Annotated in this window: 18 protein-coding genes, 1 tRNA gene and 1 riboswitch; of the genes, 5 read left to right on the top strand and 14 right to left on the bottom strand. The window is 29.8% G+C overall.

Going from position 1 to position 14370, the window contains the following annotated elements; all coding sequences use genetic code 11:
• Positions 1–213 precede the first annotated feature (213 nt).
• Positions 214–603 carry a hypothetical protein gene (locus JK634_RS03270; protein WP_202766194.1) on the top strand — a complete coding sequence of 130 codons (390 nt, stop codon included), beginning with the start codon at positions 214–216 and terminating at the stop codon, positions 601–603.
• A gap of 40 nt (positions 604–643) precedes the next feature.
• Here JK634_RS03270 and JK634_RS03265 read toward each other — a convergent pair whose 3' ends face one another.
• On the bottom strand, positions 644–859 hold the full coding sequence (locus JK634_RS03265; RefSeq protein WP_202766193.1) for a hypothetical protein: 216 nt from the start codon (positions 857–859) through the stop codon (positions 644–646).
• Positions 860–1078: 219 nt separating this feature from the next.
• Positions 1079–1633: a GNAT family N-acetyltransferase gene (locus JK634_RS03260; protein ID WP_202766192.1), complete on the bottom strand. Its 555-nt coding sequence runs from the start codon at positions 1631–1633 to the stop codon at positions 1079–1081.
• A 163-nt stretch (positions 1634–1796) separates the two neighbouring features.
• On the opposite strand from JK634_RS03260, the gene JK634_RS03255 reads away from it, so the two are divergent.
• Together JK634_RS03255 and JK634_RS03250 are read left to right on the top strand one after the other, a co-directional pair.
• On the top strand, positions 1797–2117 hold the full coding sequence (locus tag JK634_RS03255; protein WP_202766191.1) for a hypothetical protein: 321 nt from the start codon (positions 1797–1799) through the stop codon (positions 2115–2117).
• 23 nt (positions 2118–2140) lie between these two features.
• A complete protein-coding gene (locus tag JK634_RS03250) occupies positions 2141–2458 on the top strand; it encodes a hypothetical protein (protein ID WP_202766190.1) in 318 nt (105 codons plus the stop codon).
• A gap of 54 nt (positions 2459–2512) precedes the next feature.
• Here the strand turns inward: JK634_RS03250 and sugE are convergent, their stop codons facing one another.
• The 3 genes from sugE to murI form a co-directional block, all read right to left on the bottom strand.
• Complete coding sequence (gene sugE / locus JK634_RS03245; RefSeq protein ID WP_202766189.1) at positions 2513–2833, bottom strand: quaternary ammonium compound efflux SMR transporter SugE; 321 nt, start codon at positions 2831–2833, stop codon at positions 2513–2515.
• A gap of 158 nt (positions 2834–2991) precedes the next feature.
• Positions 2992–3462, bottom strand: coding sequence for an IS200/IS605 family transposase (gene tnpA / locus JK634_RS03240; protein WP_202766188.1), 471 nt, complete (start codon positions 3460–3462; stop codon positions 2992–2994).
• Between the two features lie 158 nt (positions 3463–3620).
• Positions 3621–3725: riboswitch (guanidine-I (ykkC/yxkD leader) on the bottom strand.
• A gap of 263 nt (positions 3726–3988) precedes the next feature.
• Positions 3989–4777 carry a glutamate racemase gene (murI, locus tag JK634_RS03235; protein WP_202766187.1) on the bottom strand — a complete coding sequence of 263 codons (789 nt, stop codon included), beginning with the start codon at positions 4775–4777 and terminating at the stop codon, positions 3989–3991.
• A gap of 148 nt (positions 4778–4925) precedes the next feature.
• Between murI and JK634_RS03230 the strand changes: the two genes are divergently transcribed.
• Positions 4926–5255, top strand: a complete 330-nt coding sequence (locus tag JK634_RS03230) for a hypothetical protein (protein WP_202766186.1) — start codon at positions 4926–4928, stop codon at positions 5253–5255.
• Between the two features lie 300 nt (positions 5256–5555).
• Here JK634_RS03230 and JK634_RS03225 read toward each other — a convergent pair whose 3' ends face one another.
• From JK634_RS03225 to spoIVA, 4 genes are all read right to left on the bottom strand, one after another.
• The gene (locus JK634_RS03225) at positions 5556–6386 is read right to left on the bottom strand and encodes a histidinol-phosphatase HisJ family protein (protein ID WP_202766185.1); all 831 of its coding nucleotides are present in this window, start codon (positions 6384–6386) and stop codon (positions 5556–5558) included.
• Positions 6387–6616: 230 nt separating this feature from the next.
• Positions 6617–6692: transfer RNA gene (locus tag JK634_RS03220), tRNA-Pro, on the bottom strand.
• A gap of 55 nt (positions 6693–6747) precedes the next feature.
• Positions 6748–6873, bottom strand: coding sequence for a hypothetical protein (locus JK634_RS20515; protein ID WP_274601334.1), 126 nt, complete (start codon positions 6871–6873; stop codon positions 6748–6750).
• Between the two features lie 76 nt (positions 6874–6949).
• Complete coding sequence (gene spoIVA, locus JK634_RS03215; RefSeq protein ID WP_202766184.1) at positions 6950–8428, bottom strand: stage IV sporulation protein A; 1479 nt, start codon at positions 8426–8428, stop codon at positions 6950–6952.
• A 216-nt stretch (positions 8429–8644) separates the two neighbouring features.
• Between spoIVA and JK634_RS03210 the strand changes: the two genes are divergently transcribed.
• Entirely contained in the window at positions 8645–9097 is a 453-nt protein-coding gene (locus JK634_RS03210; RefSeq protein WP_202766183.1) for a GNAT family N-acetyltransferase, read from the top strand.
• Positions 9098–9132: 35 nt separating this feature from the next.
• Here JK634_RS03210 and JK634_RS03205 read toward each other — a convergent pair whose 3' ends face one another.
• The 5 genes from JK634_RS03205 to pstB all read right to left on the bottom strand — a co-directional run bounded on the left by JK634_RS03205 (position 9133) and on the right by pstB (position 14365).
• Complete coding sequence (locus tag JK634_RS03205) at positions 9133–10125, bottom strand: NAD(P)H-dependent glycerol-3-phosphate dehydrogenase (RefSeq protein WP_202766182.1); 993 nt, start codon at positions 10123–10125, stop codon at positions 9133–9135.
• Positions 10126–10127: 2 nt separating this feature from the next.
• Entirely contained in the window at positions 10128–11444 is a 1317-nt protein-coding gene (gene der / locus JK634_RS03200; RefSeq protein ID WP_202766181.1) for a ribosome biogenesis GTPase Der, read from the bottom strand.
• Positions 11445–11446: 2 nt separating this feature from the next.
• The gene (locus tag JK634_RS03195; RefSeq protein ID WP_202766180.1) at positions 11447–12781 is read right to left on the bottom strand and encodes a DUF512 domain-containing protein; all 1335 of its coding nucleotides are present in this window, start codon (positions 12779–12781) and stop codon (positions 11447–11449) included.
• A gap of 153 nt (positions 12782–12934) precedes the next feature.
• Positions 12935–13591, bottom strand: coding sequence for a phosphate signaling complex protein PhoU (phoU, locus tag JK634_RS03190; protein WP_202766179.1), 657 nt, complete (start codon positions 13589–13591; stop codon positions 12935–12937).
• 24 nt (positions 13592–13615) lie between these two features.
• Positions 13616–14365 (bottom strand): phosphate ABC transporter ATP-binding protein PstB, encoded by a 750-nt coding sequence (gene pstB / locus JK634_RS03185; protein ID WP_202766178.1) that lies wholly within the window; start codon positions 14363–14365, stop codon positions 13616–13618.
• Between the last annotated feature and the right edge of the window lie 5 nt (positions 14366–14370).

Below are 14370 nucleotides of genomic sequence, written 5' to 3'. Positions count from 1 at the left end.
ATACTTAAATTCTACCACATTATGAAGAAATAATCATTATTAATAGAGTTAAATTTTCCACTATTCTTTAAAAATTAGTTAAAATGTATAATGACACATAATATTCCTGTTTTGTTATACACTTAAAAAAAATGTTTATTAACTAATTTATATTTCACATTTATAGATTAAAAACATATATCAGTATTGTGATAAATTTTAATGGAGAAAGTAATGAATAATACTCTATTCTATCCTCAAAGCTATCCTCAAGAAGTTATAATACCTCCTGTTAATCCAGAAGGTATGCATGAAGAGGATAAAAAGAATAAAACTAATTATCAATATACAACACCATATATGCAAAATCCTTATAACATGCAAAATATGCAAAAAATGCAACAACCTATGAATGTACCTATGCAGTATCCATATAGTAATATGTATCCTGGAACTCAGATTGGAACTTATAATATGCCAATGGGAAATTATTCTCGTACACCTTATTTTTATTATGGTTATTATCCTTATTACAACTATTACCCATATTATAATCCATATATGTACTATAACTACGGATTCAATCCACTTCCTTGGTTTTTACTAGGAGCTGCAATAAAATAATAAAAAGGTAGTTTATAAAACTACCTTTTTATCCAATCTTCTAAAGCTTTGAATTATTTGACTTTTTCACTCTATGGGTATAATGCGTTGAACTTTTGTTTACTTCATTTGCTAAATCTAATCCTAAATAACCAACTTGTTCTAATTTCCCTTTACAGATCCTGCATCTTCTTCCATCCCTTATATTATTATCTGCCCTAACAATCTCTTGCTTATTACACTCTAAACATTTATATAACAAATCTCTCATATCCATTGATTTCCCTCTCTCCTCATATGTTTTTTGTTTATGCTTACTATGCACTTTATTTCCTTACTTAATATACCTAAATTTTACATACTAGACATCCACAGTGGTCAGCATTAAATATTTTTTTCAATAATTATTTATATAAATACGAAAAGAGTACCTCATATATAAAGGTACTCTTCCATATTTTCATACTAATTTTGCTTTAGAAATTTAATTAACAAATTAAAATTTTGTTCTTAATAATGAATGATCTGCTCTCTCTTCTTTATTACCATCTTCATTTACAACTTCATATTTCTTAATAACTTCAAATCCGCTTTCTTCTAAAACTTTCATTGATTTAATATTTTCTGTTCTGACTTCTTCAGCCACTATTTTACGAAAGTTCAATTCATTAAATGCATAGCATATTACTACTTTGATTGCTTCTTGAATATATCCTTCTCCTCTAAATTCAGGTAGAAGATCGTATCCTATTTCTGATTGTTTTTCTTTATCTTTAATATCCCATAAGCTAATACCTCCAATAAATTCATTTGTATCTTTACTGCAAATTGACCATAAGATACATTCTTTATTTTCAATATCCTTATGAATTCTATCTATGTATTTTATAGCTTCATTAATATCCTTGTACTTTTTAATTCCTGTAAATTTGCAATATTTTTCATCAGAACGAAGTCTAAATATATATTTAGCATCTGATCTTTCTACTCTTCTTAATAAAAGCCTTTCAGTTTCTAACACAGGAAATGGAGTAAAACTTATATGATCCACCTAAAGCCTCCTTAATTAGCTATATAGCTGTTATTTCAAAAGTTTATAAAACTTATATATAGTATAAAGCTTGCATCAACCAATTTAAAGATATATATAAGAAAAGATAAAAGTATATTATGAAGTATTTTGCTCATAATATGCTTGAAAGGTGGTAGGCTTGATGAAAAAAATTTGTACTCTTATCATATCTATTTTATTTATTTCATTAATTTTTTTAAAAACAACTCCTGTTTCTGCTATAACTACAAACACCTTTAAAGAGGGTGTTTATAAAGTATCTGATTTTAATTTTTCTCCAAATAATATTTATTATGTTCAAAATGTTTCTAGTAAAAGCATCTATATTGCTATTTATGATGAAAATCAACATAGAATACAATGTATTCAACTAGAGCCGAACTCAGATAAATATAAATTAACACCTCTTAAAGAGACATATAAACTCATGATTGTTGGTGATGGAATGGTCTATATTTCATGATAACATTGAAAGGAGGTCTAATAATGAAAAAAGTCTCTATACTATTTCTATTATTCTTATGCTTATTTTTTAGTACTTATAATTTACAACCTGCATATGCACATACCGTCCTTAAAGAAGGTATTTATAAGTTTTCTGATTTATCTATCCCTCTTAAGGATGGATATGAACTTCAAAATATTTCCCCAACTGATACCGTAGTAGTAGATATCATCGATGGAACTAAGGAAATACTCACATCAAATGAATTAAGCCCTAACTCACCTAAATTCAAATTACCACCTATGAAACCAGATTATAAAATTGTTATTATAGGAAAAGGACTTATAAAAATAGAATAAAACCCCGGTGAACTCATTTGTTCAAAGGGGTTAAATATTCATAGACTAGCAAAATTAATTTGGAGATACAATCTTTAATCCTATTATCCCGACTATAATAAACCCAATACAAATTAACCTAATAATTTCAAAAGGCTCTTTAAATAGTATTATTCCTAAAATTACAGTTCCAACTGTACCTATACCAGTCCAAATTGCATATGCTGTTCCCAATGGAATATTCTTTAATGCTAATGATAAAAAATAAAAACTCGCAATCATCCCAGCTACAGTAAGAACACTTGGAATAAACTTTGTAAATCCTTGCGAATATTTAAGCCCTATCGCCCACCATACTTCAAATAGACCTGCTAAAATCAAAAATAACCATTTCATAATTTCCTCTCACCTTTCTTAATAAAAGTCATGACCACCCGTAAAACGGGTGGCATGCTCTAGCCCTATAAGGGCATATTCCTGGCTGTGTCTCAAGACACGCTGAAAAATCCACCAACCGCAAAGTTTTTACAGACGGCCTCTAAAGAGGCTGTTTTTTATTTGTCTTTGCTTTCTGGCTCACCCGTAAACGGGTCTATAAATTCTTTCATACTTATTTGGTCACTTGCTACGTCTTCTTGTAGTTGATTTCTTATGTATTCTTCAATTGCTTTTTTATTTCTTCCTACTGTATCAACATAATATCCTCTGCACCAAAATTGCCTATTCCCATATTTGTACTTAAGATTTGCATGTCTATCAAATATCCTCACCGAACTTTTCCCTTTCAGATATCCCATAAACTGAGATACACTCAATTTGGGTGGTATGCTCACTAACATGTGAATATGATCAGGACATGCTTCTGCTTCAATTATTTCAACACCTTTGTGTTCACATAGTTTTCTCAATATCTGTCCAATATCTTTTTTAATCTTTCCATAAATGATTTGTCTTCGATATTTTGGTGCAAATACAATATGGTATTTGCAATTCCACTTACTATGTGCTAAACTTTCACTATTCATAAGATTCCTCCTTTGATATTAATGCGGTTGGCGAACCTGCAATAATTTTATCAAATGAGGTTTCTTTTTTTCTACTCATAGCTATAAGCTTTTTTGAACCACAGGTATAACCTGTGGTATTCGTTACACAATAAGAAAAGCCAAGGCGATATAAAGATATCTCCCAGGCTTTTATCCTTCCGTGAATACAGTTAAACTGTACGTTTTATCTTGGACCAGTCCAGTAATCAATTTATAACTGCGGAACCCTATAAAACTTAAAAATATTTATATTTTGTTTACAGATAAATATTATCATAGATTTTATAATATGTAAATTTACAATATTAATTTCATTAAATTATCTGTCGGTTCATCTTCACCTAACTTGAAAATATGTGTATCGAATTTTTCAAGTCCAAGTTTTTCATAAAATTTTATGGCATTTATGTTGTATTCCCAAACACCTAACCAAATATAATTTGTATTGTTTTTTCTTCCAATCTAAGTTCTTTCATAAGGTTTATTCCTCCAAATGAAAAATACTTTAATTTGATTCATTTATGTCATGAAGTCTTTTAAATAGTTTATCATATCTAGCTAATTCAATTTTATCTTCAACCTTTACCCCAGAATTATAGAATGAAATATCTCCGTTACCATCATTTAAAGAATTCATTTCTTTTAAAATCCTTTTTAAGTTATTAGCAGTACCGTAATTTCCATCTATAATATTTACATGTGGCTGAACCAACTTTTTAAACATGTCTTTATAGTATGAGAAATGAGTACATCCTAATACAATTGTTTCATAGTTTTTCATATCATATTTACTTAATTGTTCTTTAAGATAAGGCAATACTATTTCATCTCTAAATTCAAGACCTTCAGAAAATTTAACTAACCCCGGAAGTGGCAATAAGTCTACAACATGTTCGTTATCCAATTTACTAATAAGATTCTGTAGTCTTTCTTCTTTTATAGTTAATTCTGTAGCTGTTACCAAAACTCGTTTATTTAAATCTTTATTATTTTCAACAGCTGGCTTAACTGCAGGCTCCATTCCGATTATTGGAATGTCATATTTAGCCCTCAGTTCTTCAATTGCTACACTTGTTGCTGTATTACATGCAATAACTACAGCCTTTACCCCCTGCTTAATAATAAAATCTACTGCATTCAAAATGTATTTTTTAACTTCTTCTTTTGGCTTTGGCCCATATGGAACATTTATAGTATCTGCGTAATATATGTAATCTTCATTAGGTAGGATCTTTAAAGTATCATACAATACAGTCATACCACCTATACCCGAGTCAAAAAAACCTATTTTCATGTCAATTCCTCCAATAACTAAAAGCTATAAATAATCTTAACATATATGAAATTATATTTCAGCAAATTAGATGTTATTATTTTTTATTGCAAATAAAGTGAATATTGCGATTAAAAAAACAAAATAATAATACAATGGAGGTGCTCCTATGAATATAAAGAAATTTTTATTATTCTTTTTGATATCAATATTTACATTTGTTGAGTTTCCACATGCTCAGGTTCAACCACCACCTATAGCAAACACTTATAAACAAGGTATCTATGATATATCTCAGTATTCAGGAAAATTTGTTACCTCAAAACTTACAACTCCTGATGCACCTGTTACAGTGATTGTACTTGATTCGGATGGAAATCAAAAAGTACTATTAAGATCTATTAATCCAAATGAAATTGTAAAATTAGGCCCTATTAAAAATGGTGATCTTATGGTAATAGTCGGCTCAGGTGAAATATCTTTTTCTCCTGTTCAATAAATTGCTAATATAGAATTTATGGCACCTATAATCACTGCATATTTTTATATTTATTACTTACTTTTAAATAAATATTGTATATTATCTCTATACCATTAATATAAACACATTTTAACTTTTAATATTCCACCAAAAGACAAAATCCCTGCAAACTATCATGTTTGCAGGGTTAAATACTAATTTAATTCTGAGTAGTGGGACTTGAACCCACGCCCCAAAACGTCTAAAAGTTGAATTGCATTCTAATTTATAGTATTTTTTCTACATTAGTCTCTAGGAATGGTCAATCATTTATTTCTCCTATAATTCATGATAAATTGGCGTCATATCTTCAAAAGTGCAATAACATTTGAATCCTAACTTCTTTAACTCTAATCTCGTTTCTTTAATATATGCTCCTAAATCTTCATGTACATGACTATCACTACCAATCGTAATGATCTTTCCACCTAAATCTTTATAAATTTTTAGTATTTCATGTGATGGTGTTAAATCATCCAGTTTATATCGATGAGAGCTTGTATTTATTTCAATTCCTTTGCCATCTTTAATAATATATTTAAGAATTTGTGTGATCATCTCTTTATTATTTCTAAAAGGAAAATCATCTTTGTTATCATATCTTCGTATTAAATCCATATGACCAATGACACTATAATTATGATAGTTTTGTATTATATCATACATTGCTTGGTAATATTCATCATAATACTCTTTCTCTGTTTTTCCTTTTTGAAATTCATTAGTCCAAAATTCCTTATCATTAATTTGATGAATTGATAAAATAACAAAATCCATTGGATATAAATTAAATATTTTTTGAAAACACGGAATTGTGTGCATTTGCATCCCAAACTCAAGGCCCTTTTTTATTTTAATATCACTACAATATTTGTTCTGTAATCTTTCAATTTCTTTAAAGTATAAAGGATAGTTTACATTATAAATAGACTTATTTCCATCATTCTTAGTCTTATCAACTTGTTCCCAATCTACCTTAATACCGTAATCAACATGATCTGTAAAACAAATTTCGCTTATTCCCATTTTTATTGCATCAATAATGACATTTTCCATAATGTATTCAGAATCATCACTAAAGTTTGAATGCACATGATAATCACAAATCATAATATACCCCTCTTCTATACTATCATTTTTTATCTATATAATTGCAGCATAAGTATACAATTATTATATATCAACGCATACTTATATACTTTTCAAAAATTGAAAACATTGAAGTAATGTACTTATTTTTGACTAAATAGAAATTTCGTCACTTTGGGGCACCAGGCATTATTCTCTAAAAAACAAAGAACCCTGCAAACTCTCTTGTTTGCAGGGCTAAATGCCAATTTTGGTCTGAGTAGCGGGACTTGAACCCGCGACCCCAAGACCCCCAGTCTTGTACGCTACCATCTGCGCTATACCCAGACATCATTACCAGCATATTATATACCAAATTTCCAGTTAAATCAATTTACAAAACCTACTTTTTCTTCTTTTCTTGATTCTTATTTGTTTGCTTTTTTGTATCATTTTTTGAATTCTTAGTGGTCTTAGTATTTTTATTATTCTTACCTGAACCACTTTTGCTTTTCCCTTTATCTGGCATAGTATCCTCCTAAAAAATTAATAGGCCATAAAGCTATTTAAAACTCACCTTAAGGCCTATATTAATTAGCATTTAGCTATAAAATTATGCAGATTAATCCGCCATTGCCCTCATTGATTATTTTTTGTAGAGTTTTTTGAATTTTAACTTGTACATCCTCTGGCATTTTATATAGTTTATTTTGTAAGCCCTCTTTAACTAAAACTTCTAGAGATTTACCAAACATATTACTTTGCCATAACTTTGATGGATCATTCTCAAATTGGTTTAATAAAGATTTCATAAGCTCCTCAGTTTCCTTTTCAGAACCCATAATTGGTGATATTTCTGTTTCAATATCAGCCTTAATTAAATGCAAGCTTGGAGCGCTAGCCTTTAATTTCACTCCATATTTTGATCCTTGCTTAACAATTTCAGGTTCCTCAAATTTCATTTCAGTTAATTGAGGTGCTACTAGTCCATATCCAGTGTTCTTTACATCTTCTAAGGCTTGTGATACTTTATCGTATTCAACCTTAGCTAAGTGTAATTCCTTTATTAATTCCATTAGATGAGAATCTGATTTTATTTCTGTGTCACATAATTCGCTAAGTATTTTATAGAATACTCCATCCTTAGGTTTCATCATTATCTTTGCACTACCGTCACCTAAATTCATTTCTGAAATATCACTTTGTGCATAGTAATCTTCTCCTGAGGTACTATCTAAACACCCTTTTATATCTCTAACTTTATATATGTTCTCACACATTGATCTGATTATGTTTATAAAGTTTGCCTTTAGCCAATGAGAACCATCAAGTTTTTCAATCCATTCCGGCATATCTATGTTTATTTCTTTAACAGGGAATTCTTTAAGTACTTGTTTAAATAATTTTTGAATTGAACTCTCATCCATTTTTTGAACATCTAATATTTGAACAGATACATTGTATTTTAACTCCATGCTCTTTCTTAATTCTTTTGTTTCAGTTGAATTTGGATTTATAGTATTAAGTACAATTATAAAAGGTTTATTTATAGATTTAAGTTCATCTATAACCCTTTCTTCAGCTTCAACATAGTCTTCTCTTGAAATACCAGTTATTGAGCCATCAGTTGTTACTACTAAGCCTATAGTAGAATGATCAGTTATTACTTTTCTTGTGCCAATTTCTGCAGCATCTTCAAAAGGAATTTCGTTGTCATACCAAGGAGTGTGAACCATTTTAGGTGTATCCTCCTCCATATATCCTAGTGCTCCTTTTACAATGTAACCAACACAATCAACTAATCTCACTTTAAGCTTTAAGTCTTCTTCAATTGTTATATCTACAGCTTCATTTGGTACAAATTTAGGTTCTGTAGTATGAATTGTCTTCCCTGAACCACTTTGAGGTAATTCATCTTTAGCTCTTTCTTTTTTATAAGTATTTTCGATATTAGGAATAACCATAAGGTCCATAAATCTCTTTATGAATGTAGACTTACCAGTTCTTACAGGTCCTACTACCCCAACGTATATATCCCCTTGGGTTCTTTCTGCTATATCCTTATAGATATTAAAATCCTCCAAGCTAATCCTCCTAAAATATTATTAACAATATATATATATTAATGAGCAACAAAAAGTATACTGATTTTATAAATTATTTATATTGATTTAGGTACTGAACAAATAACATTTTTAGTAACTTTGATACATGTTCTGGGCATTTCTTCTTTTATTTAGAGTATAATTATGTTTATATTCTTAAAGTTATTAATATTTTTGTGAGTTGGGGTATGAAATATGAAAATAATAAAGAAAAGTCCAAAAGACGTTGATGCAATTATGTTAATGGATGAGCTATCTAAAAGTTTAGAAAATATAACTGGAGCTAGTGGGAAAAACTCTTTTGATCCAAATGATGTGCTTGTTCCTCGTTCATTATTTGTAATAGCCTATGATGATTCTGGACAAGCTATAGGCTGTGGAGCTTTTCGTCCAATTACTGAATACACAGCTGAGGTTAAAAGAATGTTTGCTAAGGTTAAAGATATTGGAATTGGAACAATAATTTTAAAACATTTAGAAACTGAGGCTAGAAATATAGGATATAACTCTTTATTACTCGAAACTAGAGTAATTAATAAAGCTGCAGTAAACTTTTATAGGAAAAATAACTATATCCAAATAGAGAACTATGGTAAATATGCTAATAATCCTGAAGCAATTTGCTTTCAGAAGAATTTATACAAATAAAAAACTCCAGAGGATGTTTTCCTCTGGAGTTTATATTAATAGCTTTCGCTTTTCTTATCTCTTTGCATAAGCTCTTCAATAGCTTTAATTGGATTTTTTTCTTCAAATATAAATTTGTAAAGTACATCTGTTATTGGCATGCTTACACCTAAGGATTCCTTTAAAGTATAGAATGCGTGACAAGCTTTTACCCCCTCAACTACCATTCCAACTTCCTTTAATACCTCATCTAGTTTTTTACCTTTACCAAATAAAATACCAGCTTTTCTATTTCTTGAATGCATTGATGTACATGTAACTATTAAGTCTCCCATGCCTGTCAACCCATAGAAAGTTTCTTCCTTACCACCTAGCTTAATTCCAACTCTAGAAATTTCTTTCATACCTCTAGTCATAAGTGCAGCCTTTGTATTATCACCATAGCCTATTCCATCAAGGATACCAGCTGCAACTGCAATTATATTTTTAACAGCTCCCCCAACTTCCACACCAATTAAGTCTTCATTTGTATAAATTCTTAAGGTTGGTGTCATAAAAAGTTCTTGAACTTCTTCAGCAAGCTTCATATCTTTGCTTGAAGATACTATGGTAGTAGGTATTAATGCAGCTACTTCCTCTGCATGAGATGGGCCAGATAAGACTACCGGCTTTTTATCTAGAACTTGCTCAATTACCTCAGAAAGTCTTAAGTTTGTGCCATCTTCAATACCTTTTGCAAGGGAAATTATAACACTTTCCTCATTTATATATTCTTTTATTTGTTCACAAACATTTCTAATAGATGAAGAAGGTATTGTAAGAACTATATATTTAACCTCTGTTAAAGCCTCTTTTAAATCGCAAGTGGCTTTAACATTAGTTGGAATTTTTACGCCTTTTAAATATTTTTCATTAGTTCGGTTTTGATTGATTTCTTGAGCTATTTTTTCATTTCTTAGCCAAAAATTTACGTTATAGCCTTTATTGGCTATTACTGTAGCTAGGGCTGTTCCAAAGCTACCTCCTCCAAGAAAAGCAACCTTATCCATAACTATTCCTTCCTTTCTCTGTATTCTATCTCTATTCCAGTTCCTTTAAAGTCAAAACTTTCTCTTAACTGATTTTCAAGATATCTTTCATATGAGAAGTGAGAAGCATTACTATCATTTACAAAGAAAATAAACTTTGGTGGTTTTGATGCAACTTGAGTAGCATAGAATATTTTCAATCTCTTTAAACCAACAACTGGTGGCTCCTTCATTAGAACTGCCTTATTTATAACTTCATTTAATATACCTGTTGAAATTCTCTTTGAGTAATTATCGTAGCAATATTTTGCAACTTCTAATACCTTATGAACTCTTTGACCAGTTAAAGCTGAAATAAATAGGTATTGAGCATATGACATAAACTTTAAGTTTGCCATTAAATCTTTTTGGTAGTTAGCCATAGTCTTGTCATCTTTCTCAATTAAATCCCACTTGTTAACTATAACCATTATTGCTTTTTTAAGCTCATGAGCATATCCAATTATCTTTTCATCTTGGTCTGTTACTCCTTCTTGAGCATCAACCATAAGTATACATACATCTGCTCTTTCAATAGCTGTATATGTTCTAATTACTGAATATCTTTCTATTTCTTCTTTTACTTTACTTTTTCTTCTAAGACCAGCTGTATCTATTAAAGTAAACTTACCTATATCAGTTTCTAAATAACTATCGATTGCATCTCTAGTTGTACCAGGAACATCCGATACAATAACTCTTTCTTCACCTAATAATTTATTTATTAAAGAAGATTTCCCTACATTAGGTTTACCAAGCATTGCAATCTTAATATATTCATCTTCTTCCTCATCTTCGCCAATAGTTTTAAAGTGTTCTACTACTCTATCAAGCATATCTCCTAGACCTAGACCTTGAGATGCTGAAATAGTAACGGGGTCACCTATTCCTAAGTTATAGAATTCCCATGCGTTATCTTCTTCTTTTAATGAGTCAACTTTATTAACAACTAAAACAATAGGTTTTTTACTTTTTCTTAGCATTTGAGCAACTTCTTTATCTGCTCCAGTTAACCCTTCTTTTCCATCAACTATAAAAACAATAACATCAGCAGTTTCAATAGCTATTTGTGCCTGTCTTCTCATTTGTTTAACAATAATATTTTCATTTTCTGGCTCTATTCCGCCAGTATCAATCATAGTGAAATTATGAGTTAACCACTCAGCTTCTGCATATACTCTATCTCTAGTAACTCCAGGAGTATCCTGTACTATTGATATTCTTTTTCCTGCTAATCTATTAAATAATGTAGATTTACCTACATTTGGTCTACCTACTATGGCAACAATCGGTTTTCCCATTATTAACCCTCCTCTAAATGTTTATTTATATTTTGAATTAGGTCTTCTCCAGTATAGTCCACAACTATAACTTTAACACCTAATTCTCTTTCAATATCATTAATTTTAATATCATCTAGCATAACTAGTTCTTTTGAATTTGAAAGCTCGTAACCTTTTCTAAACATATTACTAGACATAATTAAGTATTTAGAGTTTATTTTCTCCTTCAATTGTTCAATTATATCTCTTCCAGTTAATAAACCTGCAACAGTTATAGTTTCACCAAAATGATAATTTTTAATTTTAAAAACTTCTATATTTATATTATTATTTACTTCTTTAATTTTATTTGAGGCCCATAAAATTTCTTCATAAGCTGAAACACCTGTTATCATGGTAAAGCTGCCATTTAAGTCTTTCTTTAAGCTATCTAAGTTATCTAAAACATATTGCCTAAATAATCTTATCATACCTATACCATCTTCAAGCTGTTCATATTCTCCATAAAAATCTTCTTCAGGTACATCTATTCCCGCCATAACGTAAAATTCATCTGACAAACGTACAAAAGGGGCTCCAATCTCATTCATATACTTTTCTTGTAATTCTTTAAGGTCCTCAATTTCTTTTAATGCAGAATTTTTATCAAAAGTTTTTAACTTTGCTAAACCTTCTCTATGTTTTGTAACACCTATTGGTACAGCAGCAATATTTTGTACATGCGGATAAAGCTTATATAAGTCTTCTACAGTCTTTTTAAGCTCTTCTCCATTATTTACTCCAGGCACAACTACTATTTGTGCATTCATTACAATTTCTGCTTCTGCAAGTCTTTTAAGTCTATCATATATATTACCTGCAAATCGATTGTTTAGCATCTGAACTCTAAGTTCAGGATTTGTAGTATGTACACTTACATTAATAGGGCTTATTCTGTAATTGATTATTCTATCAATATCTGATTCTTTCATATTTGTTAAGGTTACAAAGTTTCCTTGTAAAAAAGATAATCTTGAATCATCATCCTTAAAATAAAGTGTATCTCTCATTCCCTTTGGCAATTGATCTATGAAACAAAAAATACATTTATTAGAACAACTCTTTGCTCTATCCATTATGGAGCTTTCAAAATCCACCCCTAAGTCTTCTTGTATTTCCTTATCAGCCTCAAGAATCCAAACTTCTCCGTTAGGCTTTTCTATTTCAACTTCTATATATTCATCCGACATTAAGAATTTATAATCCATAATATCTTCTATAGCAGTACCGTTTATAGATAATAAAAAATCTCCAGCTTCAATTCCAAGTTCTTCACCTAAACTATTAGCTTCAACCTTTAAAATTTTATTTTTCATAACTTTCTCCTAGTTTTTTGGCTTATTAACCCATACTCTTTCATTATGTAATCTTAACTTAATTCCTAAATTAAGTCAAGAAATATGAATTTCTACAAATTAATAAGCAGAAACCCTTTGGTTTCTGCTTATCTTTAATAATACTAATCACATTTATTCATTCAAATCAACATATTTACCAGTTTTTAAGTAGATAGTCCATTCACATACATTAGTAACATGGTCTGCAATTCTTTCTAGATATTTGCATACAAATAATAATTGAGCTGATTGACCAATGTGTTCAGATTGATTACTCATTATACCTAAGAGTTCTTCAAATACCTTCTTATATAAAGCATCTATTTCATCATCCATCTTACATATACTTAATGCTTTTTTCTCATCTAAAGCTATATATGCATCAATAGATAGCTTTATCATATTTTGTACCTTTGCTGCTATCTCTCCTATGTCCTTAAGCTCTTTAACATGTTTTTGATCCTTTGTTCTTTTGACAATTTTACAAATATCAACTGCATGGTCAGCCATTCTCTCTAAGTCTGTAACGATCTTTGCTGCAGTAAATATATCTCTTAAATCAACAGCTAAAGGTTGTTCAGCTGCTATAAATTTTATGCAGTCTTCCTCTATTTGCTTTTGTAGATTATCAACTAAATCATCTTTTTTAATAGTTTCATTGGCTAAATCTACATCCTTACTTTTTAATGCTTCAATTGATAGAAAAATTTGTTTTTCAACTATGCTACCCATTTTTATTATGTCTTCGTGTATCTTTTTTAGTTTTAAATCTGAAGAAGTTCTTGTCATATAAATCTCTCCTTTATTCTGTTTTTAACCAAATCTACCAGTAATATAGTCTTCTGTTCTCTTATCGGTAGGTTTATAAAATATGTTTTCTGTTAAATCATATTCTACTACTTCGCCGTTTAAGAAGAAAGCAGTCTTATCAGCAATTCTACCTGCTTGTTGCATATTATGTGTTACTATGATAACTGTATACTTCTTTTTAAGTTCATCCATTAGCTCTTCTATCTTACTAGTTGAAATTGGATCTAGTGCTGAAGTAGGTTCATCCATTAGAAGTACTTCTGGTTCAACAGCTAAACTTCTTGCTATACAAAGTCTTTGTTGTTGCCCTCCTGAAAGACCTAATGCACTCTTCTTTAATCTATCTTTAACCTCATCCCATAAAGCTGCCCCTTTTAAACTGTTCTCCACAATTTCATCAAGCTCTGCTTTATTTTTTATACCGTGTATTTTAGGACCATATGCTATATTATCATAAATAGACATAGGAAATGGATTAGCTTTTTGGAATACCATTCCTACTCTTTTTCTTAGTAATATTTCATCGTAGTCGCTATATATATTCTTTCCTTCAAAAAATACTTCTCCAGTTATATTTACACTATCTATCAAATCATTCATTCTGTTTAAGGTTCTTAAAAAAGTTGATTTACCACAACCTGAAGGTCCAATTAATGCTGTAACTGAATTTCTATCAATTTCTAATGTTATATCTTTTAATGCTTGCGATTTACCATAATATAAATTTAAGTTTTTAGTATCTATAATTCCCATACTTT

It is taken from the genome of Clostridium paridis, from assembly GCF_016765615.1.
Lineage (GTDB): Bacteria > Bacillota > Clostridia > Clostridiales > Clostridiaceae > Clostridium_T > Clostridium_T paridis.
Note: the sequence above shows the minus strand (reverse complement) of the source record. Positions and strands in the feature narration are given on the sequence as shown.

Bases quoted from the DNA above. Each gene is read 5' to 3' on its own strand.
- JK634_RS03255 (WP_202766191.1), top strand. From the start codon at position 1,797: ATGAAAAAAATTTGTACTCTTATCATATCTATTTTATTTATTTCATTA.
- JK634_RS03270 (WP_202766194.1), top strand. From the start codon at position 214: ATGAATAATACTCTATTCTATCCTCAAAGCTATCCTCAAGAAGTTATA.
- phoU (WP_202766179.1), bottom strand. From the start codon at position 13,591: ATGACAAGAACTTCTTCAGATTTAAAACTAAAAAAGATACACGAAGAC.
- JK634_RS03195 (WP_202766180.1), bottom strand. From the start codon at position 12,781: ATGAAAAATAAAATTTTAAAGGTTGAAGCTAATAGTTTAGGTGAAGAA.
- der (WP_202766181.1), bottom strand. From the start codon at position 11,444: ATGGGAAAACCGATTGTTGCCATAGTAGGTAGACCAAATGTAGGTAAA.
- JK634_RS03205 (WP_202766182.1), bottom strand. From the start codon at position 10,125: ATGGATAAGGTTGCTTTTCTTGGAGGAGGTAGCTTTGGAACAGCCCTA.
- JK634_RS03225 (WP_202766185.1), bottom strand. From the start codon at position 6,386: ATGATTTGTGATTATCATGTGCATTCAAACTTTAGTGATGATTCTGAA.
- JK634_RS20515 (WP_274601334.1), bottom strand. From the start codon at position 6,873: ATGCCAGATAAAGGGAAAAGCAAAAGTGGTTCAGGTAAGAATAATAAA.
- JK634_RS03265 (WP_202766193.1), bottom strand. From the start codon at position 859: ATGGATATGAGAGATTTGTTATATAAATGTTTAGAGTGTAATAAGCAA.
- pstB (WP_202766178.1), bottom strand. From the start codon at position 14,365: ATGGGAATTATAGATACTAAAAACTTAAATTTATATTATGGTAAATCG.
- JK634_RS03210 (WP_202766183.1), top strand. From the start codon at position 8,645: ATGAAAATAATAAAGAAAAGTCCAAAAGACGTTGATGCAATTATGTTA.
- sugE (WP_202766189.1), bottom strand. From the start codon at position 2,833: ATGAAATGGTTATTTTTGATTTTAGCAGGTCTATTTGAAGTATGGTGG.
- JK634_RS03250 (WP_202766190.1), top strand. From the start codon at position 2,141: ATGAAAAAAGTCTCTATACTATTTCTATTATTCTTATGCTTATTTTTT.
- JK634_RS03230 (WP_202766186.1), top strand. From the start codon at position 4,926: ATGAATATAAAGAAATTTTTATTATTCTTTTTGATATCAATATTTACA.
- tnpA (WP_202766188.1), bottom strand. From the start codon at position 3,462: ATGAATAGTGAAAGTTTAGCACATAGTAAGTGGAATTGCAAATACCAT.
- murI (WP_202766187.1), bottom strand. From the start codon at position 4,777: ATGAAAATAGGTTTTTTTGACTCGGGTATAGGTGGTATGACTGTATTG.